This window comes from Sinomonas notoginsengisoli (assembly GCF_021554725.1).
In the GTDB taxonomy this organism is placed as follows: domain Bacteria; phylum Actinomycetota; class Actinomycetes; order Actinomycetales; family Micrococcaceae; genus Sinomonas; species Sinomonas notoginsengisoli.
The window spans coordinates 163,780-183,478 of record NZ_JAIZDP010000005.1; the positions used below are offsets into that span (position 1 = coordinate 163,780).

Annotated in this window: 19 protein-coding genes; 13 read left to right on the plus strand and 6 right to left on the minus strand. The window is 69.3% G+C overall.

The genetic code is table 11. From position 1 onward, the window contains the following. Positions 1 to 252 precede the first annotated feature (252 nt). Positions 253 to 3,732, plus strand: coding sequence for an Ig-like domain-containing protein (locus LF262_RS10730; protein ID WP_235780345.1), 3,480 nt, complete (start codon positions 253 to 255; stop codon positions 3,730 to 3,732). 11 nt (positions 3,733 to 3,743) lie between these two features. On the opposite strand, the gene LF262_RS10735 is transcribed toward LF262_RS10730, so the two are convergent. Beyond that, entirely contained in the window at positions 3,744 to 4,361 is a 618-nt protein-coding gene (locus LF262_RS10735; RefSeq protein WP_235780346.1) for a TetR/AcrR family transcriptional regulator, read from the minus strand. A 100-nt stretch (positions 4,362 to 4,461) separates the two neighbouring features. Between LF262_RS10735 and LF262_RS10740 the strand changes: the two genes are divergently transcribed. The 6 genes from LF262_RS10740 to LF262_RS10765 are packed head-to-tail and all read left to right on the plus strand — an operon-like array spanning position 4,462 to position 10,735. Then, positions 4,462 to 6,663 (plus strand): acetyl/propionyl/methylcrotonyl-CoA carboxylase subunit alpha, encoded by a 2,202-nt coding sequence (locus LF262_RS10740; RefSeq protein WP_235780348.1) that lies wholly within the window; start codon positions 4,462 to 4,464, stop codon positions 6,661 to 6,663. 3 nt (positions 6,664 to 6,666) lie between these two features. Beyond that, on the plus strand, positions 6,667 to 7,839 hold the full coding sequence (locus LF262_RS10745; RefSeq protein WP_235780350.1) for an acyl-CoA dehydrogenase family protein: 1,173 nt from the start codon (positions 6,667 to 6,669) through the stop codon (positions 7,837 to 7,839). 50 nt (positions 7,840 to 7,889) lie between these two features. Continuing rightward, positions 7,890 to 8,666 carry a CoA transferase subunit A gene (locus LF262_RS10750; protein ID WP_235780352.1) on the plus strand — a complete coding sequence of 259 codons (777 nt, stop codon included), beginning with the start codon at positions 7,890 to 7,892 and terminating at the stop codon, positions 8,664 to 8,666. Beyond that, positions 8,666 to 9,367: a CoA transferase subunit B gene (locus tag LF262_RS10755; protein ID WP_235780353.1), complete on the plus strand. Its 702-nt coding sequence runs from the start codon at positions 8,666 to 8,668 to the stop codon at positions 9,365 to 9,367. The genes LF262_RS10750 and LF262_RS10755 overlap by 1 nt, the downstream gene beginning before the upstream one ends. Next, positions 9,351 to 9,887 carry a MaoC family dehydratase gene (locus LF262_RS10760; protein ID WP_235780354.1) on the plus strand — a complete coding sequence of 179 codons (537 nt, stop codon included), beginning with the start codon at positions 9,351 to 9,353 and terminating at the stop codon, positions 9,885 to 9,887. The genes LF262_RS10755 and LF262_RS10760 overlap by 17 nt, the downstream gene beginning before the upstream one ends. A gap of 41 nt (positions 9,888 to 9,928) precedes the next feature. Then, on the plus strand, positions 9,929 to 10,735 hold the full coding sequence (locus LF262_RS10765) for an HpcH/HpaI aldolase/citrate lyase family protein (RefSeq protein ID WP_268933801.1): 807 nt from the start codon (positions 9,929 to 9,931) through the stop codon (positions 10,733 to 10,735). A gap of 1 nt (position 10,736) precedes the next feature. Here the strand turns inward: LF262_RS10765 and LF262_RS10770 are convergent, their stop codons facing one another. Next, positions 10,737 to 11,222, minus strand: a complete 486-nt coding sequence (locus LF262_RS10770; RefSeq protein ID WP_235780356.1) for a GyrI-like domain-containing protein — start codon at positions 11,220 to 11,222, stop codon at positions 10,737 to 10,739. Between the two features lie 102 nt (positions 11,223 to 11,324). On the opposite strand from LF262_RS10770, the gene LF262_RS10775 reads away from it, so the two are divergent. From LF262_RS10775 to LF262_RS10800, 6 genes are all read left to right on the plus strand, one after another. Beyond that, entirely contained in the window at positions 11,325 to 12,059 is a 735-nt protein-coding gene (locus LF262_RS10775) for a sulfite exporter TauE/SafE family protein (RefSeq protein ID WP_235780357.1), read from the plus strand. A gap of 20 nt (positions 12,060 to 12,079) precedes the next feature. After that, on the plus strand, positions 12,080 to 13,309 hold the full coding sequence (dxr, locus tag LF262_RS10780) for a 1-deoxy-D-xylulose-5-phosphate reductoisomerase (RefSeq protein WP_235780359.1): 1,230 nt from the start codon (positions 12,080 to 12,082) through the stop codon (positions 13,307 to 13,309). 8 nt (positions 13,310 to 13,317) lie between these two features. Beyond that, positions 13,318 to 14,673: a M50 family metallopeptidase gene (locus LF262_RS10785; RefSeq protein WP_235780361.1), complete on the plus strand. Its 1,356-nt coding sequence runs from the start codon at positions 13,318 to 13,320 to the stop codon at positions 14,671 to 14,673. Positions 14,674 to 14,710: 37 nt separating this feature from the next. Beyond that, positions 14,711 to 15,013 (plus strand): YciI family protein, encoded by a 303-nt coding sequence (locus LF262_RS10790; protein ID WP_235780362.1) that lies wholly within the window; start codon positions 14,711 to 14,713, stop codon positions 15,011 to 15,013. Between the two features lie 86 nt (positions 15,014 to 15,099). Beyond that, the gene (gene ispG / locus LF262_RS10795; protein WP_235780363.1) at positions 15,100 to 16,266 is read left to right on the plus strand and encodes a flavodoxin-dependent (E)-4-hydroxy-3-methylbut-2-enyl-diphosphate synthase; all 1,167 of its coding nucleotides are present in this window, start codon (positions 15,100 to 15,102) and stop codon (positions 16,264 to 16,266) included. A gap of 19 nt (positions 16,267 to 16,285) precedes the next feature. Beyond that, complete coding sequence (locus LF262_RS10800) at positions 16,286 to 17,107, plus strand: GNAT family N-acetyltransferase (protein ID WP_235780364.1); 822 nt, start codon at positions 16,286 to 16,288, stop codon at positions 17,105 to 17,107. Positions 17,108 to 17,126: 19 nt separating this feature from the next. Here LF262_RS10800 and LF262_RS10805 read toward each other — a convergent pair whose 3' ends face one another. The 4 genes from LF262_RS10805 to LF262_RS10820 all read right to left on the minus strand — a co-directional run bounded on the left by LF262_RS10805 (position 17,127) and on the right by LF262_RS10820 (position 19,667). Continuing rightward, complete coding sequence (locus tag LF262_RS10805; protein ID WP_235780365.1) at positions 17,127 to 17,717, minus strand: TetR/AcrR family transcriptional regulator; 591 nt, start codon at positions 17,715 to 17,717, stop codon at positions 17,127 to 17,129. A gap of 13 nt (positions 17,718 to 17,730) precedes the next feature. Then, entirely contained in the window at positions 17,731 to 18,474 is a 744-nt protein-coding gene (locus tag LF262_RS10810) for an ABC transporter permease (protein WP_372462769.1), read from the minus strand. An 8-nt stretch (positions 18,475 to 18,482) separates the two neighbouring features. Continuing rightward, entirely contained in the window at positions 18,483 to 19,274 is a 792-nt protein-coding gene (locus LF262_RS10815) for an ABC transporter ATP-binding protein (protein ID WP_235780368.1), read from the minus strand. Positions 19,275 to 19,361: 87 nt separating this feature from the next. Further along, on the minus strand, positions 19,362 to 19,667 hold the full coding sequence (locus LF262_RS10820) for a DUF2249 domain-containing protein (RefSeq protein ID WP_235780369.1): 306 nt from the start codon (positions 19,665 to 19,667) through the stop codon (positions 19,362 to 19,364). Positions 19,668 to 19,699 lie beyond the last annotated feature (32 nt).

Sequence of the window (19,699 nt, forward strand, 5' to 3'; positions counted from 1 at the left end):
CTACGGCACGGGACGTCGATGCATCCGTGCCTGGAGCAAGTAGTGCGGCTCCAAATACGAGTACCAAAGTCACTTGCCTGCCTCTGCACCGCCTATATGCTCACCCGTAGTGAACCGCTTTCGCGCGGGCGGACTGGGGGAGGGAGCTCGAAGATGGGGCGGACTGCACAGGGTCGGGCAGGGAAAACATCACGGCGCGGTACCCCGGGTGCTAGGGGGCGGTCCATCCGCAGCTCTTGGCGCCCGGGGTCCTTGCTGCTGGCTGCGGTGCTCGCGCTCGTCGCGCTGCTCGTCGGCCAGGCAGCCTCGGGTGACGTCGGGACGATCGCCGTCGGCCCGATGCGCACAGCGTGGGACAACAATGAGCCTGCGCTGACCCCATCCTCGGTGGGATCCTCGACGTTCGGCAAGCTCTTCTCCACGGCCGTGGACGGGCAGGTCTATGCGCAGCCCCTCGTGGTCGGCGGGACCGTTATCGCGGCCACCGAGAATAATCAGGTCTACGGACTCGACGGGACCACCGGCGCAGTCGCATGGCAGCGCTCCCTGGGGCCCTCTTGGCCGGCGTCGATGGTGGGCTGCGGTGACCTCGTGCCGAACATCGGTGTCACGTCGACACCGGTCTACGATCCGGCGACCGGCAGCGTCTTGCTCATGGCGAAGACGAATGACGGAGCGAGTCCTCAGCTCCCTCATTGGTACATGCATTCGCTCGACGTCACCACGGGTGCGGAGCGTGCGGGCTTCCCCGTGCTCATCGACGGTGCTCCGACCAACGACCCCACCAGACCCTTCAACGCGATGACCGAGATGCAGCGTCCCGCGCTGCTTCTCCTGGGCGGTGTGGTGTACGCGGCCTTCGGTGGACACTGTGACTACAGCCCCTATGTCGGGTATGTCGTGGGCGTGTCCACGAGCGGACGTCAAACGACGATGTGGGCGACGGAATCGGGTACGAGCAACGCAGGTGGCGGCATCTGGCAGTCTGGCGGCGGACTGGCCTCGGACGGCCCTGGTCAGATCCTGTTCACCTCCGGGAACGGCATTGCGCCGCCTCCCGGTCCGGGCACAACGCCGCCGACCACGCTCGCCGAGTCGGTGGTCCGGCTGAACGTGGGCAGCGACGGCAATCTCACTGCGACTGACTTCTTCAGCCCGGCGAACAACGCGAGGCTCAACACCGATGATGCGGATCTCGGCTCCGGCAGCCCCTTGGCGATCCCCGACGGCTACGGCACACCGGCGCACCCTCACCTCGCCACCCAGGTCGGGAAAGCTGGGCAGGTGTACCTTCTGGACCGTGACCATCTGGGCGGCATGGCCCAGGGAGCTGGCGGAACCGATGCGGTGCTTGACAAGGCTGGTCCCTACAACGGGGTGTGGGGCCGTCAGGCGTTCCTCGGCACGAGCCAGGGCGGATATCTCTACCAAGTAGAGAGCAGCGGGTACCTGCGCGCGTTCCGGGTCGTCCCGGGCAGCACGGGAGGGGTGAGCCTGGCCGCCGTCGGAACGTCCACGGGCACCTTCGGCTTTTCCTCGGGTTCGCCTGTTGTCACCTCGACTGGGACCGACGGATCATCCGCCCTCGTGTGGGTGGTGTACGCGGCCAATGGCAGTGGATCCAGCGCGGAGCTCCGAGCCTACCGGGCGATCCCGGACGCTACCGGCGCCCTTCAGCAGGTCTTCGCGGCTCCGATCGGAACCGCGGCCAAGTTCTCGTCGGTTGCCACGGACGGGGGCCACGTGTACGTCGGAACGCGTGACGGCCATGTCTACGGCTTCGGGTCACCAACCCACGCTGCCGTCGGCGCCACAGGTACCGACCTCGGCCAGGCCCAGGTCGGAGCCGTCGGCGGCGGCACCGTCACCGTCACCGCAGCGCGCCCGGTGACGATCACCGCGATTACCTCGGCCGCACCGTTCGGAATTTCGCCTGCCCCCGCGCTGCCCGTGACGCTGCCTGCAGGTGGGACACTTGCCGTTCCGGTCACCTTCTCGCCGACCGTCGCCGGACAGGCGAACGGCAACCTCTCGGTGACGACCTCGGACGGCGAAACAGACCTCTTGGGCGTCCACGCGATCGGGACCAAGGACGGCCTCGGCGCCACGCCGTCCGCCATGACCTTCACCGACGTGCCGACGCAGTCGATCAGCCGCCATACCGTCAACATCGTCAACACGGGCACAACGGTCGTCACGATTACGGGCGTAGCTCAGCCGGCGACCAGTAGCCTCACCGTCGACCCAAGCACCCTTCCGGCCGTGGGACAGCAGATACAGCCGCTTGCGTCTGTCCCGGTCTCGGTCAGCTACAGCCCCACCACCACGGCCGCGGTCAGCGATTCGCTCGTCGTGACCAGCAACCTTGGCGGCGTCACAGTGCCCATCACCGCTACAGCTGTATCGGGAGCATCGCACCTTCAATTGCCGGCGTCGCTGGACTTCGGTGACGTCCCCGTCGGTGCCTCCTCGACCCGCTCCTTCCAGATCAAGAACACGGGCAACATCCCACTCACCATTACTAAGGCGAAGGCGCCCCTCGGGGTGTTCTCGACGACGACTCCTCTTGCTGAAGGGCTTGTCCTGCCAGCCGGCCAGTCGGTCTACCAGAGCGTCACCTTCACCCCGACAGCGGCCGGCCAGGCAGGAACCACAGGCACCTACTACCTGATCACGTCCGATGACGGGCAGGGAGCCCTCGAGGTCATGCTGACCGGCAACGGAGTCGACGACCCGATCGCGATCAAGGCACAGCAGGTCGGCGGAGGCAATCTCTGGTCGGCCCTCGGTGTTGCGACCTCTGCGGAGTACACCGTCGGTGTTGGCAAGTGCCAGGACTACCAGCGGGGCGTGATCTGCTGGTCGCCGGCGACGGGTGCGCACGAGGTGCACGGCGGGATCTACCTGCAGTACGCGGACGCGGGGGGCGCGGGTGGCTTCCTCGGCTTCCCGACGACCGATGAGCAGGGGACATCCGACGGTGTCGGGCGGTTCAACGACTTCTCGGGGTCGAGCGGGTCCTCGATCTACTGGACGCCGTCGACGGGGGCGCACGAGGTGCACGGGGGGATCCGCGCCACATGGATGTCGGCTGGCGGGGCGCTGGGCTTCATGGGCTATCCGACGACTGATGAGCTGGGCACGGGCGATGGCGTGGGGCGGTTCAACGACTTCACGGGGTCGAGTGGGTCCTCGATCTACTGGTCGCAGTCGACCGGGGCGCACGAGGTGCACGGGGGGATCCGCGCCACATGGATGTCGGCTGGCGGGGCGCTGGGCTTCATGGGCTATCCGACGACTGATGAGCTGGGCACGGGCGATGGCGTGGGGCGGTTCAACGACTTTGCGGGCTCGAGCGGGTCGTCCATCTACTGGGCCCCCTCGTCAGGGGCGCACGAGGTGCACGGCGGCATCCGCGCCAAATGGCTGCAGCTGGGCGGTGCTCTCAGCTTCATGGGGTACCCCACCACGGACGAGCTGGGAACGGCCGACGGCGTGGGCCGCTACAACCACTTCACCGGCTCCAGCGGGTCGTCCATCTTCTGGTCACCGTCGACCGGTGCCCATGAGGTGCACGGTGGGATCCGCGAACAGTGGGCCGCAATGAACTGGGAGCGCGGCCAGCTGGGCTACCCGATCAGTGACGAGTACGCCGTCCCCGGCGGCCGGGAATCGGACTTCCAGGGGGGCAGGCTCATCTGGTACCCGTGGTCAGGAGTGGTGGTCGGCTAGCGTCCTCGGGCTCACGGGCCATCGGGAGCCTTCGCCACCGCGAGCGCGACGGAGGCCATTGCCGTAAGCAGGGCCCGTGCGGACGCCGCTGCGACCCGCCCCCCATGCCGGCGCACTGAGTGGGGCGTGGAGTTGATGAGGCCGAAGACCGCCTGTGCCCGCAGCCGCAGCTCGGCTGCGCTTTCTCCCGGGTGTAGCGTCCGCAGCGTGCCTACCCACACGTCCACGTAGGCGAGCTGGAGGGCGCGTACGCGCTCACGGTCCTCCTCTGCAAGCGAGGGGAGGTCTCGGTCCTGGACGCGGATCACGTCCGGTCGCCGCAGTGCGAAATCGACGTGGAAGTCCACGAGCGCACGGAGGCGGGCACCCTCGTCGTGCTCCGCTGCCGCCACCCGCTCGCCTCCGGCGAGGAGCTCCTCGCTGACCCCCACGAGGAGGGCCCCGAGCACGGCCTGCTTGCCGGCGAAGTGGCGGTAGATCGCTGGCCCGCTCACACCTGCCGCAGCGCCGAGGTCCTCGAGGGACACTCCTGCGAAGCCCTGGGCGGCGAAGAGGCCCGCGGCGGCGTCGAGGATGGCCTGCCGGCGCTCGGCCTTTGCTTTGACCCGGTGAGTGGATGGCTCGCCCATGTCCCTCCCATGCTGGACATCAAAGTTAGTCCACATTAACTTAGATCTTAGTTAGCCACCACTAACTGGAGTGGTGTCCTCTCAGCTCCCTGGAGGCCGGATGGAGAACGTGGCCCTCTTCGCCAAGGTCCTCGTGGCCAATCGTGGCGAGATCGCCTGTCGGGTGATCCGGACGCTCCGCCGGCTCGGGATCGCCTCGGTGGCGGTCTACAGTGATGCCGACGCCGGCGCCCGCCATGTCCGCGAGGCCGATGAGGCGGTGCGCATCGGTCCCGCCCTGGCGGCGCAGAGCTACTTGAGCATCCCGGCCATTGTGGAGGCGTGCTGCGCCACCGGTGCCGAGGCCGTCCACCCCGGCTACGGGTTCCTGAGCGAGAACCAGGCCTTCGGCCGGGCGCTGGCAGCGGCGGGCATCGTTTTCGTGGGGCCCGGGGTCGAGGCGCTGACCGTGATGGGGGACAAGATCCGGGCCAAGAACCATGTCGCCCGGTACGGGGTGCCTGTGATCCCGGGGGTGTCCGAGCCGGGGCTGACGGACGAGGAGCTGGCCGCGAGGGCCGATGGCGTGGGGTACCCGCTGCTGATCAAGCCCTCCGCCGGGGGCGGCGGGAAGGGCATGCACGCGGTGGAGTCCGCCGCGGGCCTGCCCACGGCCTTGGCCACTGCCCGCCGCGTTGCCACTGCCGCGTTCGGGGATGACACGCTCCTGCTTGAGCGGCTCATCCGGTCCCCGCGCCACATCGAGGTCCAGGTCCTGGCCGACATGCACGGGAACACCATTCACCTGGGCGAGCGCGAGTGCTCTCTGCAGCGCCGGCACCAGAAGGTCATCGAGGAGGCCCCCTCGCCCCTGCTGGACGCGCAGACCCGGGCCCGGATCGGGGCGGCCGCCTGCGAGGCGGCCCGCTCGGTCGGGTACGTGGGTGCCGGCACGGTGGAGTTCCTCGTCTCGGACGAGGCGCCCCAGGAGTTCTTCTTCATGGAGATGAACACCCGCCTGCAGGTGGAGCACCCGGTCACGGAGATGGTCACCGGGGTCGACCTGGTCGAGCAGCAGCTGCGCATCGCGGCAGGGGAGCCCCTGCGACTGGCCCAGGAGGATATCCGCCTGGAGGGCCACGCGGTCGAGGCCCGCGTCTACGCCGAGGTCCCCGGCCGGGGCTTCCTCCCGGCCACCGGCCGGATCGAGCTCCTGCACGAGCCGGGCTCGCTGGAGGCCGCGCATGACGGCGGTGTGAGGGTTCGCGTCGACAGCTCCCTCGAAGCCGGCCTCACCATCGGATCCGACTACGACCCCATGCTGTCCAAATGCATCGCATGGGGCCGCGACCGGGCCGAGGCCCTCGGGGCCCTCGACGCCGCGCTCGCCGAGTACACCGTCCTGGGTGTCGCCACCAACATCGAGTACCTCCGCCTCCTCCTCGCGGATCCGGACGTCCAGGCCGGCCACCTCGACACCACCCTCATCGAGCGCCGGCTCGGCGGGCTCGAGTTCCGGGAGCCGGGCGAGGGCGAGTACGTCGCCGCCGCACTGCTCGCCCTCGACGGGCGCCACGCTGGGACGCACGACGGCGCGCACCAGCCGCGAGCGGCCGGCGCACCTGCGCCGGGACCATGGGGCCTAGATTCGTGGCGCCTCGGATCGCCCGCCGCACTCCGGGTGACGCTCGGAACACCGGACGGCGGAGTCGCGACCGTGCACGTGGCGGCGGCCGCCGGTGCCGTGGCGCGTGAGATCGCGGCGAGCGGACCGCCCGAACCGTGGGCCGCCGTCGTGCGGGTGGAGACGGGCTCAGGCGAGGGTGCGGTCCGCGGACCCGAGCGGAAGGCGAGCCTGCGGCGGGAGGGCGCGGACGCCGTCGTGCTCGATCTCGCCGCAGGCGATGGCAGTGCCGAGCAGCGCCGCTTCGCGTGGGTGCTCAGCACGGACGGCGTGGGGGAGGGGACCGTGTTCCTCGGCGACGGCGGATGGTCCGTCCCACTGCCGGTCCTGGACCGAGCGGAGAGGCTCAAGCGGGTCCGGGCCACCATGCACCGGCACGACGGTGAAGCGGACCCCGATGTCCGCACACCCATGCCGGGGACGGTGGTCTCGGTGGCCGTTGAGCAGGGCCAGAGCGTCGAGGCCGGCCAGCCGCTAGTCTCGGTCGAGGCGATGAAGATGGAACACCAGCTCGTCGCGGCCCTGCCGGGCACGGTGCAGCTCCACGTCGCCGCGGGCGCTCTGGTCAAGGCGGACCAGGTCGTCGCCACCGTCAACCCCCACGAAGCCCCACTGCACGAAGCCACCACAGAGGACTGAACCATGGACTTCCAGCTCGCCGACGAGTACCAGGAGCTCTCCGACACCGTCCGAGAGTTCGCCGACGAGGTTGTGGCGCCCGTGTCCGGGAAGCACGACGAGGAGCACAGCTTCCCGTATGAGGTGATCGCCCAGATGGGCGAGATGGGCCTGTTCGGCCTCCCCTTCCCGGAAGAGTACGGCGGCATGGGCGGTGACTACTTTGCACTTTCCTTGGCCCTCGAGCAGCTCGGGCGCGTGGACCAGTCTGTCGCGATCACCCTCGAGGCAGGCGTCTCGCTCGGTGCGATGCCGATCCACCGCTTCGGGACCCAGCAGCAGAAGGAGGATCTCCTTCCGGACCTCGCCGCCGGCCGTGCGCTGGCCGGGTTCGGTCTCACGGAACCCGGGGCGGGCTCCGACGCCGGCGGCACCAAGACCGCCGCCCGTCTCGAGGAGACCACCCAGGGGCGCGAGTGGGTCATCAACGGCTCCAAGGAATTCATCACGAACTCGGGGACGGACATCACGAAGTTCGTGACGGTGACCGCAGTGACCGGCATCGAGAACCGCGGTGACGGAAGCCAGCGCAAGGAGATCTCCACGATCATCGTCCCGTCCGGCACGGTCGGATTCCGCGCAGAGAAGGCCTACAACAAGGTCGGCTGGAATGCCTCGGACACCCACCCCCTCTCGTTCAAGGACGCCCGCGTCCCCGAGGAGAACCTGCTCGGGGTCCGCGGGCGCGGCTACGCGAACTTCCTCTCCATCCTCGACGAGGGCCGCATCGCCATCGCTGCCCTCGCGACCGGCGCAGCCCAGGGCTGCGTGGACGAATCGGTTAGGTACGCCAAGGAGCGCACCGCCTTCGGGGTAAACATCGGCAAGTACCAGGGCATCCAGTTCAAGATCGCCCGCATGCAGGCCCGCGCCCACACGGCACGTCTGGCCTACTACGACGCCGCGGCCCGCATGCTCGCGGGCAAGCCGTTCAAGACCCAGGCAGCGATCGCCAAGATGGTGGCGGGGGAAGCGGCGATGGACAATGCCCGCGACGCCACCCAGGTGTTCGGCGGCTACGGGTTCATCAACGAATCCACCGTGGCCCGGCACTACCGGGATTCGAAGATCCTCGAGATCGGCGAGGGCACCACCGAGGTGCAGCTCATGCTGATCGCACGCGAGCTTGGGCTGTAGCGTAGGTCACAGCGACTGCTGCATACGGGACATCGAGGTCAGGAGGCACAGTGATCGACAAAGTAGTGGCGAGCGCCGAGGAGGCGGTCGCGGACATCGGGGAGGGCGCGTCCCTCGCCGTCGGCGGCTTCGGGCTGTGCGGGATCCCCGTGGCCCTCATCGACGCCCTGCACCAACAGGGCACCGGCGGCCTGACCACCATCAGCAACAACTGCGGCGTGGACGACTGGGGCCTGGGCGTCCTGCTCTCCGACGGACGAATAGCGCGGACCATCAGCTCCTATGTAGGGGAAAACAAGGAGTTCGCGCGGCAGTTCCTGGCGGGCGAGCTCGAGGTGGTCCTCACCCCGCAGGGCACGCTCGCGGAGAAGCTGCGGGCCGGCGGCGCCGGCATCCCCGCCTTCTACACGACGGCGGGGGTGGGCACGCTCGTAGCCGAGGGCGGGCTGCCGCAGATGTACGACGCCGAGGGGAACGTCACGCTCGCGTCCTCGCCGAAGGAGGTGCGCACCTTCAACGGCGCCCAGTACGTGCTCGAGGAATCGCTCACGCCGGACTTCGCGCTCGTCCACGCGCAGACGGCCGACCGCCATGGCAACCTCGTGTTCCACGCGACCGCGATGAATTTCAACCCGCTGTGTGCCATGGCGGGGAGGATCACCATCGCCGAGGTCGAGGAGCTCGTGGAGCCGGGCGAGCTCGATCCCGAGCACATTGACCTGCCGGGCATCTTCGTGCAGCGCGTGGTGCACGTGCCGGCCGGAAGCCCGCACAGCGAGAAGCGGATCGAGAAGAGGACAGTGTCGGCTTCGGAAGGGGTTGCATAATGCCGTGGACCCGCAATGAGCTCGCCGCCCGAGTGGCCCAGGAGCTCGAGAACGGCCAGTACGTCAATCTGGGCATCGGGATGCCCACGCTCATCCCGAACTACATCCCCGACGGAGTCGAGGTGGTGCTGCACTCCGAGAACGGGATCCTTGGCACCGGTCGGTACCCGCGCGAGGACGAGGTGGACCCGGACCTCATCAACGCCGGCAAGGAGACCGTGACGGTCAACAAGGGCGCCGCGTACTTCGACTCCGCCACCTCCTTCGGAATGGTCCGCGGCGGCCACGTGGACGTCGCGGTCCTCGGGGCCATGCAGGTCTCCGTCGACGGGGACCTCGCCAACTGGATGATCCCCGGCAAGATGGTCAAGGGCATGGGCGGGGCGATGGACCTGGTGTTCGGCGCCAAGCGCCTCATCGTGATGATGGAGCACACCGACCGGAACGGGAACCCCAAGATCCTGCCCGAGTGCACGCTGCCCCTCACGGGTAGCGGCTGCGTGGACCGCATCATCACCGATCTGGGGGTGATCGACGTGGTCCGAGAGGGGGACGCTGGACTGGTGGGTGCCGGCATGCAGCCGAGCGCCGGGGCGGCCGTGCTCGTCCTGCGGGAGCTTGCCCCGGGGGTGACCGAGGAGCAGGTGGTCGCCGCCACTGCCGCGGAGCTCGAAGTGGAGATCCATGACAACGAGCCCTGAGCCGAGCCAGCCCCAGCCTCAGGCAGGCGACGACGCGGGGGAGCCGCGCGTCGTCGTCCAACGCGGCCTGTACTTCGATGAGCTCGAGGAGGGCGTGGTCTACGCGGCCCGCCCGGGCCGGACGCTCACGGAGGCGGACAACGTCCTGTTCACGACCCTGACCATGAACACCCAAGCGCTCCACCTCGACGCCGCCTGGAGCGCTGGTCAGCCTTTCGGGCAGCGGCTCATGAACTCCATGTTCACCCTCTCGACGATGGTGGGCCAGTCCGTTAACCAGCTGACACAGGGCACGATCGTGGCTCAACTCGGCCTCACGGATGTCGCGTTCCCGCACCCGCTTTTTCATGGCGATACGCTCTACACCGAGACAACCGTCGTGGAGAAGCGCCTCTCGGCCTCACGCCCTGGCCAGGGGATTGTGACGTTCGAGCACACTGGGCGCAACCAGGATGGAACCGTCGTGGCGCGGGCCCGCCGCTCGTGCCTCATCTGGACCAAGGAAGCGCACACCCAGTGACTGAGTTCGCCCTGCCTGGCTTCGCAGTGTCCGAGTTCGCGATGGGCCCCGCGATCCTGTTCTGCCCCGCAGACCGGCCGGAGCGCTTCGAGAAGGCGGCTGCGCGCGCCGACGCCGTGATCCTCGACCTCGAGGATGCGGTCGCCCCAGAGGCCAAGGCAGACGCGCGCCGGAACCTCGCGGACGTCCCGCTCGATCCCGTGCGGACGATCGTGAGGGTCAACTCCGCGGACTCGGCGCACTTCGAGGCGGACCTCGATGCCCTCGAAGCCACGGCCTACCGTACGGTCATGCTCGCCAAGGCCGAGTCTGCCGGGCAGCTCGCCCTCCTGCGCGCCTACCGAGTGATCGCACTGTGCGAGACCGCTGCCGGGGTGCTCGCGGCGCCACAGATCGCCGCAGAGCCGAACGCTGTCGCGCTCATGTGGGGCGCCGAGGACCTCGTCGCGTCTCTCGGCGGCACGTCGAGCCGGGGGGAGGACGGCGCGTACCGGGCCGTTGCCCTCCACGCCCGTTCATCGGTGCTCCTCTCCGCTGGCGCGCACGGCAAGGCAGCGATCGACGCGGTCTACACCGACATCCCGGACCTGGACGGGCTCGCCGCCGAGGCCACCGACGCCGTCGCCTCCGGCTTCGCCGCGAAGGCGTGCATCCACCCCAACCAGGTTGCCGCCGTCCGTGCGGCCTATGCGCCCACGGCGGAGGCGGTCGAGGCCGCTCAGGCGCTCCTCGCGGCTGCCGAGGCGGCGGGGACAGGCGTCTTCCAGTATCAGGGGAAGATGATCGACGGGCCCATCCTGCGCCATGCCCAGACGGTGGTGGGGCGCAGCCGGCACCGCGCCGACTGAGTCACCCGGCGCCGGTGGGGGATGAGCTCTCACTCACCGGCCAGTACAGCTCCGTGCGCCACGTGGCGGAATCGGGCTCTGCGCTGGGATCGCTGAGGTAGACCTCCCACATGCTGGCACCCGGGGTGAGCTGCTGCTCCTCCATCCAGCTCGTCACCGTGCGGTAGGTGTCCGGCAGGGCGTCGTAGGGCCCTACGTGCGTCGTGTGGACCGTCCGGCCGCCCGGGAGGACGCTCGCGTTGACGTCTTCTGTGCCTGCGAATGCTCCGGAGACCGGGAAGCCCGCCTCGACATCGATGCTCTCGGCGGGCATGCCGTGGTACATGGCGAAGGGCGGACCTGTCACGCGGCTGCCGTGTTCCTGAACGGCGGCCACCACCTTGCCGAAGACGCCGTCGAAGAAGCCCCGCAGCTCGTCCATCGTCACGGTGGCGCGCACCACGGCGGTCGGCTGCTCATCGAGTTCGATCGTGCTGATCTCAGTCATGCTTCCATGCTGGCGCATTGCGGGCGCCGGTGCGAGTCCTGCAGCCCCGGTTTCACGCAACTTCCGGCAGCGTCGCTCCCGCGGCTCCCCTAGGATCGTAGGATGTTTGCCCTCGTCCTGACCGCCGTCGTCGTCGGCGCGATGGCACAGCGGGTCGCCGGACTCGGGTTCGGGCTCGTCGTCTCGCCCATTCTCGTGGTGCTGCTCGGACCGCTCGACGGCGTCATGATCATCAACGCGTGCGGCGCGGCGTCGTCCCTGCTCATCCTGTCCCGCGTATGGCGTGATGTTCAGTGGGGCCGCTACGTGGGCCTCATCGTCCCCGGGTTCGCCGGCATCGCGCTCGGTGCCTACCTCGCGAGCCGCGTCCCGGCTGCGCCGCTCGAGATCGGGATCGGCGCCACGCTGATCGTCGCCCTCGTCGCCTCCCAGCTCGTGGCCCGGGCACGACGCCGCTGGGACGGCCTCGGCGTGATGGCCGCCAGCGGCTTCACCTCGGGACTCATGAACGCGGCCGCAGCCGTAGGCGGTCCCGCCGTCACCGCCTACGCCGTGCTGAGCCGCTGGGACCAGCGGACCTTCGGCGCGACCCTGCAGCCGTACTTCATCACCACGGGCACCACATCGCTGCTCGCCAAGGTCTTCGCCACTGGTGGCCACTGGCCCAGCCTCGAGGGCTGGCAGTGGCTCGCCGTGTTCGTTTCCATGGTGGCCGGGATCGTGGTCGGGGACGTGCTCGCCCGGCGCGTCGCCGGGGAGACAGTCCGGCGTGCCGTGATCCTCATCGCCTACGCAGGGGCGCTGCTCGCGGTAGCCAACGGCATCGGCAGGCTCTGACGGTAAGGGATACTTGGCCTATGCAGAATTCCGGTCCCGAGCCTGCCCACGAGACACAGCGTTCCGTCGTCATCCTCGGCTCGACCGGCAGCATCGGCACTCAGGCGCTGGACGTCGTCGACGGTGCGCCGCACCGGTTCCGCGTCACCGCATTGAGCGCGGGTGGGGGGAACCCGGGGCTCCTCGCCGCCCAGGCCGTCCGCACCCGCGCGGAAGCCGTCGGCATCGCGTCGGGCAGCCTGGACGAGCTGCGCGTGCTTATCGACGGCGAGGCGGCCGCCCATGGTGCGGCGGGCTACGCGCCCCAGCTGTACTCCGGTCCGGAGGCCTCCACACGCATCGCCGCATGGAGCGGCGCGGCCGGACCGGCCGACGTCGTGCTCAACGGCATCACCGGCAGCATCGGGCTCGCCCCGACGCTCGCGGCCCTCGCGTCCGGCGCGTCCCTCGCGCTCGCGAACAAGGAGAGCCTCATCGTGGGCGGATCGATCGTGACGGCCGCCGCCGCGCCCGGTCAGATCGTGCCCGTCGACTCCGAGCACTCCGCCATCGCGCAATGCCTCCGTGCCGGGCGCGCGGACGAGGTCGAGAAACTCATCCTCACGGCCTCCGGCGGCCCGTTCCGTGGCCGGACCCGCGCCGAGCTCGCCGGCGTGACCCCGGCTCAGGCGCTCAACCACCCCACGTGGGACATGGGCAAGGTCGTCACCACCAACTCGGCCACCCTCGTGAACAAGGGCCTCGAGCTCATCGAGGCCCACCTCCTGTTCGGTGTCCCGCTCGACGCGATCGACGTCGTCGTGCATCCCCAGTCCGTGGTGCACTCGATGGCCCAGTTCACCGACGGCTCGGTGATCGCGCAGGCGAGCCCCCCGGACATGCGGCTGCCGATCGCCCTGGGGCTCGGCTGGCCGGACCGGGTGCCCGGCGTGGCGCGCCCGTGTGACTGGAGCCAGGCCACCGCGTGGACGTTCGAGCCGCTCGATGCGAGCGCGTTCCCGGCGGTGGAGATCGCCCGCGACGCCGCGATGCAGGGCACGACGTTCCCGGCGGTCTTCAACGCGGCCAACGAGGAGGCCGTCGAGGCGTTCCATGAGGGCAGGATCGGGTTCCTCGACATCGTCGACACGGTCGAGGCCGTCCTGTCCGAGCATCAAGGTTCCTCGGAACTCACTGTTGATTCCGTCCTTGCTGCCGAGGAATGGGCACGCGCGCGGGCCAACGAGCGTTTGGCTATGCAGAAGTCCTAGGAGCACCTGTGAATCCAACCGTTCTGTTCATCCTCGGCGTCCTCTTCGTCGCCGCGGGCATCGCCGTGTCCATAGCCCTGCATGAAGTGGGGCACCTGCTGCCTGCCAAGCTCTTCAAGGTCCGCGTGACGCGGTACATGATCGGGTTCGGCCCCACAGTGTTCTCCTTCACGCGCGGTGAGACCGAGTACGGCGTCAAGGCGCTCCCGCTCGGAGGCTATGTGGCCATGGTGGGGATGTACCCGCCCAACGCCCGCGACGGGTCGGTGCGCCGCTCGAGCACCGGGATGTTCCAGAGCCTCGCCGAGGCGGCGCGTGACCAGGCCCACGAGGAGGTCCGTCCCGAGGACCACGGCCGGCTTTTCTACCAGCTGCCGGTGTGGAAGAAGGTCATCGTGATGCTCGGCGGCCCCGCCATGAACATCATCCTCGGGGTCCTGTTCACGGCAATCCTCCTCATGGGCTTCGGCACGCCGCAGCCCACCACCCAGGTCGCCACCGTCTCCGCATGCATGGTCACCCAGAGCGCCGGCCAGAACGCGGGGCCGGACACCAGCCAGAACACCGACCCGAACACATGCACCAAGACGCCCGCGGCCTCGGCCGGGATCCTGCCCGGGGACACGATCGTGGCGTTCGACGGGCAGCGCGTCACCGGCTGGGACCAGCTCACCACGTGGATCCGCTCCTCCTCGGGCCGGGAGGTGGAGGTGACGCTCAAGCGCGGCGACTCGGAGGTGACCGCCAAGGTCACGCCCGTCCTGAGCGAGCGGCCCGTGATCGGCCCGAACGGCCAGGCGGTCAAGAACGCGGACGGCTCGTACCAGACGGTCCAGGCCGGCTTCCTCGGCATCGGCTCGCGCCAGGCGCTCGCTCCTCAGCCTGCCTCGAGCGTGCTGCCCGCGGTCGGGGACAGCATCGCCCAGGTGACCGGCGTCGTCGTGAATCTCCCGGCCCGCGTGATCGCGGTGGGGCAGGCGGCGTTCAGCAGCGAGCCGCGCGATCCGAATGGCCCCATCAGCGTGGTCGGAGTGGGGCGGGTGGCCGGGGAGGTCGCCGCGATGGAGGAGATCCCTCTTCAGGCCCGCGTCGCCACCCTGTTCGGCATCCTCGCGGGTGTCAACCTCGCCCTCGCGGTGTTCAACCTCATCCCGCTCCTGCCGCTCGACGGCGGGCACGTGGCAGGCGCGCTCTACGAGGGCGTCCGACGGCGCGTGGCGGCTTGGCGGAAGCGCCCGGATCCGGGGCCCTTCGACATCGCCAAGCTCCTGCCGTTGACCTATGTCGTGGCGAGCGTGCTGATCGGCATGAGCGCGCTGCTGATCTATGCGGACATCGTCAAGCCCGTCAAGCTGTTCGGCTGAGGCACGGCGCCGGCCCATCGGGAGATAGTCTGGACCCATGACTGTCTTCGCCGTCGAATACCGCTACGTCTCCGCGCCCCAGGAGGCCCCCCGCCTCGACGAGGTGCGCCCGGCGCACCGCGCCTGGCTGCGCGAGCGCGCCGAGGCCGGTGACCTGCTCGCAAGCGGGCCCGTGGGCGACGGCTCGAAGGCCCTGCTCATCTTCCAGGCGGACAGCCGCGATGCGCTCGAGGCCCTCCTGGCCCAGGACCCGTTCCAGAAGGCGTCCCTCGTCGCCGAGACGCAGGCGCCGGAGTGGAACCCCATCATCGGCCGCCTCGCCGACGCCGCGACCGTCTGAGCTGCAACCGTCTGAGCTGCAAGCGTCTGAGCCAGCCCGCCCCGCCGCCCCAACCCTCACCAGCAGTACCCCAAAGGAGCCACCCAGTGACCTCGGTCAGCCTCGGAATGCCAGACGCCCCGCCGCCCGTCCTCGCCCCCCGGCGCAAGACCCGGCAGATCAGGGTGGGCTCGGTCGGCGTCGGCTCCGACTCGCCGGTCAGCGTCCAGTCCATGACGACCACGCCGACCACGGACATCAACGCGACCCTGCAGCAGATCGCCGAGCTCACGGCGGCCGGATGCGACATCGTCCGCGTGGCCTGCCCCTCGGCCGACGACGCCGAGGCGTTGCCGATCATCGCGAAGAAGTCGCAGATCCCGGTCATCGCGGACATCCACTTCCAGCCCAAGTACGTCTTCGCCGCGATTGAGGCTGGGTGTGCGGCAGTGCGTGTCAACCCGGGCAACATCCGCAAGTTCGACGACCAGGTCAAGGAGATCGCGCAGGCGGCCAAGGACCACGGCACGTCCATCCGGATTGGCGTCAACGCGGGCTCCCTCGACCCTCGGCTCATGCAGAAGTACGGCAAGGCGACCCCGGAGGCGCTCGTCGAGAGCGCGCTGTGGGAGGCGAGCCTGTTCGAGGAGCACGATTTCCACGATTTCAAGATCTCGGTCAAGCACAACGACCCCGTCGTCATGGTGCGCGCCTACCAACTCCTCGCCGAGCGCGGGGACTGGCCCCTGCACTTGGGCGTGACCGAGGCCGGGCCGGCCTTCCAGGGCACCATCAAGTCCGCCACGGCGTTCGGGGCGCTACTGTCCCAGGGCATCGGCGACACGATCCGCGTCTCCCTCTCGGCCCCGCCGGTCGAGGAAGTCAAGGTGGGCATCCAGATCCTCCAGTCGCTCAACCTGCGTCCCCGCAAGCTCGAGATCGTCTCATGCCCGTCCTGCGGGCGCGCCCAGGTGGACGTGTACAAGCTCGCCGAGGAGGTCACGACCGGACTCGAGGGCATGGAGGTCCCGCTGCGCGTGGCCGTCATGGGCTGCGTCGTGAATGGCCCCGGCGAGGCACGCGAGGCCGATCTGGGCGTTGCCTCCGGGAACGGCAAGGGCCAGATCTTCGTCAAGGGCGAGGTCATCAAGACCGTGCCCGAGAGCCAGATCGTCGAGACTCTGATCGCGGAGGCGATGAAGATCGCCGAGGAGATGGGGGAGGCCGGTGGCGAAGATTCTGTCCAGGGCGGCCCCGTGGTCAGCGTCTCGTAGCGGACCCGCGCCACGGGCCGTGCGCAGGCTGACCGACGAGGACACTCCTGCCCTCGCCGAGCTCGCTGCCACGGACCCGGTGGCGAACGTGTTCGTAGCGTCGCACCTCGCGGCGCACGGCCGCGCCGCCGTGTCCGCCACGGGGGCGGAGATCCTTGGGACGTTCGACGGCGACGGACAGCTCGCCAGCGCATGCTGGCTCGGTGCCAACATCGTCCCGGTCGAGGTCCCTGCGGCACACGCCCGCGCCTATGCGGACTTCATCCGCCACTCGCGGCGCCGCTTCGCGTCCATCTTCGGACCGGCCGAGGCCACGCTCGCCATCTTCGCCGAGCTGTCTGGGCAGCCCGCGAGGGACGTTCGCACGCACCAGCCGCTTCTGGCGATGGACGGCGCACCCGCGCTTCCGGCAGATCCACTCGTGCGCTGCACGAGAGTCGAGGACTTCGACGCGCTTGCGCCCGCGTGCGTGTCGATGTTCGAGGAAGAGGTCGGCTACTCGCCGGTGACCGGGGGAAGCGACAACTACTACCGCAGAGTGCGCCAGCTCATCGCCGAGGGCCACTCGTTCGCGCGGTTCGGGGCGGATGGATCGGTGGTGTTCAAGGCGGAGCTGGGCTCCGTGTCCCCCGAGGCATCCCAGGTCCAGGGAGTCTGGGTGGCGCCTTCCCAGCGGGGGAAGGGGATCAGCCACGGCGGCATGGCCGCGGTCGTCGAGCACGCGCGGCGCCTCGCGCCGATCGTGAGCCTCTACGTGAACGACTACAACTACAAGGCCCGAGCGAGTTACCGCCGGGTGGGCTTCGAGCAGGTCGGCACCTTCGCAACGGTCCTGTTCTAGGCCGTCCGCAGGGGCCAGGTCAGGGCAGCGGCGCGGTGAGGTGGCGCTCGACAGCCGGGGCGAGCAGAGCCTCGGCCTCGGCGGGGGCAAGTGAGGCGATCGGCTCGAGCTTCACGACGTACCTGGCGATGATGAAGCCGACCACCTGTGTCGCGGCGAGGGCCGCGCGGAGTTCGCGTTCGCCGTCGTCATAAGGCAGGCCCTCTGCCACGCGGGAGAGGATGCGTCGCCGCACGACGTCGCGGAGGAGCCTCGTGCGCGTCGTCGAGCCGAGGGTTGTGCGGAGGAATGCGCTCAGCACGGCCTGTTGGGGCCCCTCCCACAGCTGCATGACCGCGTGGGCAACGTACCGCCCGCGGCCTTCGGACATGCTCGGGTCCAGGGTGGCCAGAAGGTCCCCCGGGTCCGCGGGAAGGGAGACCGCCGCCGAGAACAGGTCTTCCTTGCCGTCGAAGTAGTGGTGCACGAGCGCCGGATCGACTGTGGCCTCGCGGGCTACCTGACGCAGGCTTACGCCGTCGAAGCCCTGCTCGGCGAAGAGGCGGGCCGCGGCGGCGACGATCCGCGCGCGGCGGTCCCCGCCGTCGTCGGGCCTGCCCCGTCTGGCCATGTGACCCGCCGGCTCACGAGCTCTTGCGCTGCAGGGTGAACGAGGCGAGGACGAGCAGTCCCAGGACGATGCTGGCCATGGTGCCGAAGTCCCGCCACATCGCGTCCGTGGCGTCCGTGTTCTTGGCGATCTCCTGAAGCGCATTGACCGAGTAGGTCAACGGCATCCAGTCTGAGACGGTCTGGAAGGCATCGTTCATCCGGTCCCGCGCCACGAACAGCCCGCAGAGCAGGATCTGAGGGATCACCACGACGGGCATGAACTGCACCGCCTGGAACTCGGTGCGGGCAAAGGCACTGCAGAAGAGGCCCAAAGCCACGCCGAGGACCGCATTGACCACAGCGACGAGGACCACGTAGCCGCCGTTGCCCTTGATGTCGAGGTTGAAGACCCAGTACGCCACGCCGGTGGCGATCGCCGACTGGAGCGCGGCCATCAGGGAGAAGGCGATGCCGTAACCGAACAGGAGGTCCGCGGTGTGGATAGGCGTGGTCATCAGCCGCTCGAGGGTTCCCGTGGTCCGCTCGCGCAGCATGGTGATCGAAGTAATCAGGAACATGACGATGAAGGGGAAGATCGCGAGCATGATCAGGCCCACCCTGTCGAACGTGCGCGGCACGCCGGGCGGCAGCGTCTCGTTCTCGTAGAGCCAGTAGACGATCGCCAGCAGCGCCGAGGGCACGATGACGATCATGGCGAGGCTGCGATGGTCGTGGCGCAGCTGGGTCAGGACTCTGGCCGTGGTCGCCCAGAGCATCCGGGGGTTCATGCCGCATGCTCCTTCGCCGGCAGGGGGAGACCGGCCGCCTGGCGTTCGAGGTCGGCGCGGATGATGCCGAGGAAGGCCTTCTCCAGATCGCTGCTCCCGCCCCGCTCGCGGAGGGCGTCGGGGGTGAGCTGGGCTAGGAGTCGGCCCTCGCGCAGCAGGAGGAGGGAGTCGCAGCGGCTCGCCTCTTCCATGACGTGGCTCGAGACGATGAGCGTCGCTCCGCCGTCTGCGAGCGCTTTGAAGCGGTCCCACAGGTCCACACGCAGCACGGGGTCGAGGCCCACTGTGGGCTCGTCGAGGATGAGGAGCTCGGGGTCTCCGACGAGCGCGCACGCGAGGGAGACGCGGCTGAACTGGCCGCCCGAGAGATCAGACGCCGTCCGCTTCGCGAGGTCGGTGAGGCCGACGGCGTCGACTGCCGCGCGTGCATCGGCCGCGCTCCGGCCGTGCAGGGCGCCGAAGTAGCGCACGTTGTCCAAGACGGTGAGGTCCCGGTAGATGCTTGCCTCTTGGGTCATGTAGCCCAGCCGGCGGCGGAGGGCGGCTGAGCCTGCCGGCTGGTCGAGGACGGTCAGGGTGCCGCCCCCGAGGCGCTGGACCCCGACGATCGAGCGCATCAGCGTGCTCTTGCCGCTGCCGGAGGGCCCTAGCAGGCCAGTGACCCGGCCGGCTGGGACGCTGAAGCTGAGCTCGTGCAGGATGGGCGCGCGGCGGATGCGGACGGAGAGGCGGTCCGCCTCGACCGCCGGTGGTGTGGGGGCGGCGTGTGCGTGGGCACCCTGTGGCATGACTGACTCCCGGGGGAAGGGACGCTCAATTCATCAGCTGGTGAATTGAGCGTAGGTCCGGTGACCCCGGGAGTCAATCGCGCCGGCTCAGGCCTCCCGGCGGAACTGCACCTTCCACTCCTCGGGCCCTTCGGCCAGGAACGAGATGTCGAAGGCGCCCTCGCGGTAGCGCTGCTCGACCTGGGCCAGGAGGGGGAGCGGGGCGTGGTTGGCGACGATCACGAGTCCGGAGCCGACAGCGAGGGAGTCGAGTGCACCGAAGATGGTCGCGTGGCGGATGGCGTGGGGGATGACGCGCACATCGAGTTCGGGGAAGCCCTCGGCGTCGTGCTCCCCGCAGGCGCACGAGGACTTCTGGGTCAGGGTCAGCGGGTGTGCCTCGGTGTACTCCATGTCATGTCCTTTCGGTGAGGTCTCCAAGGCCA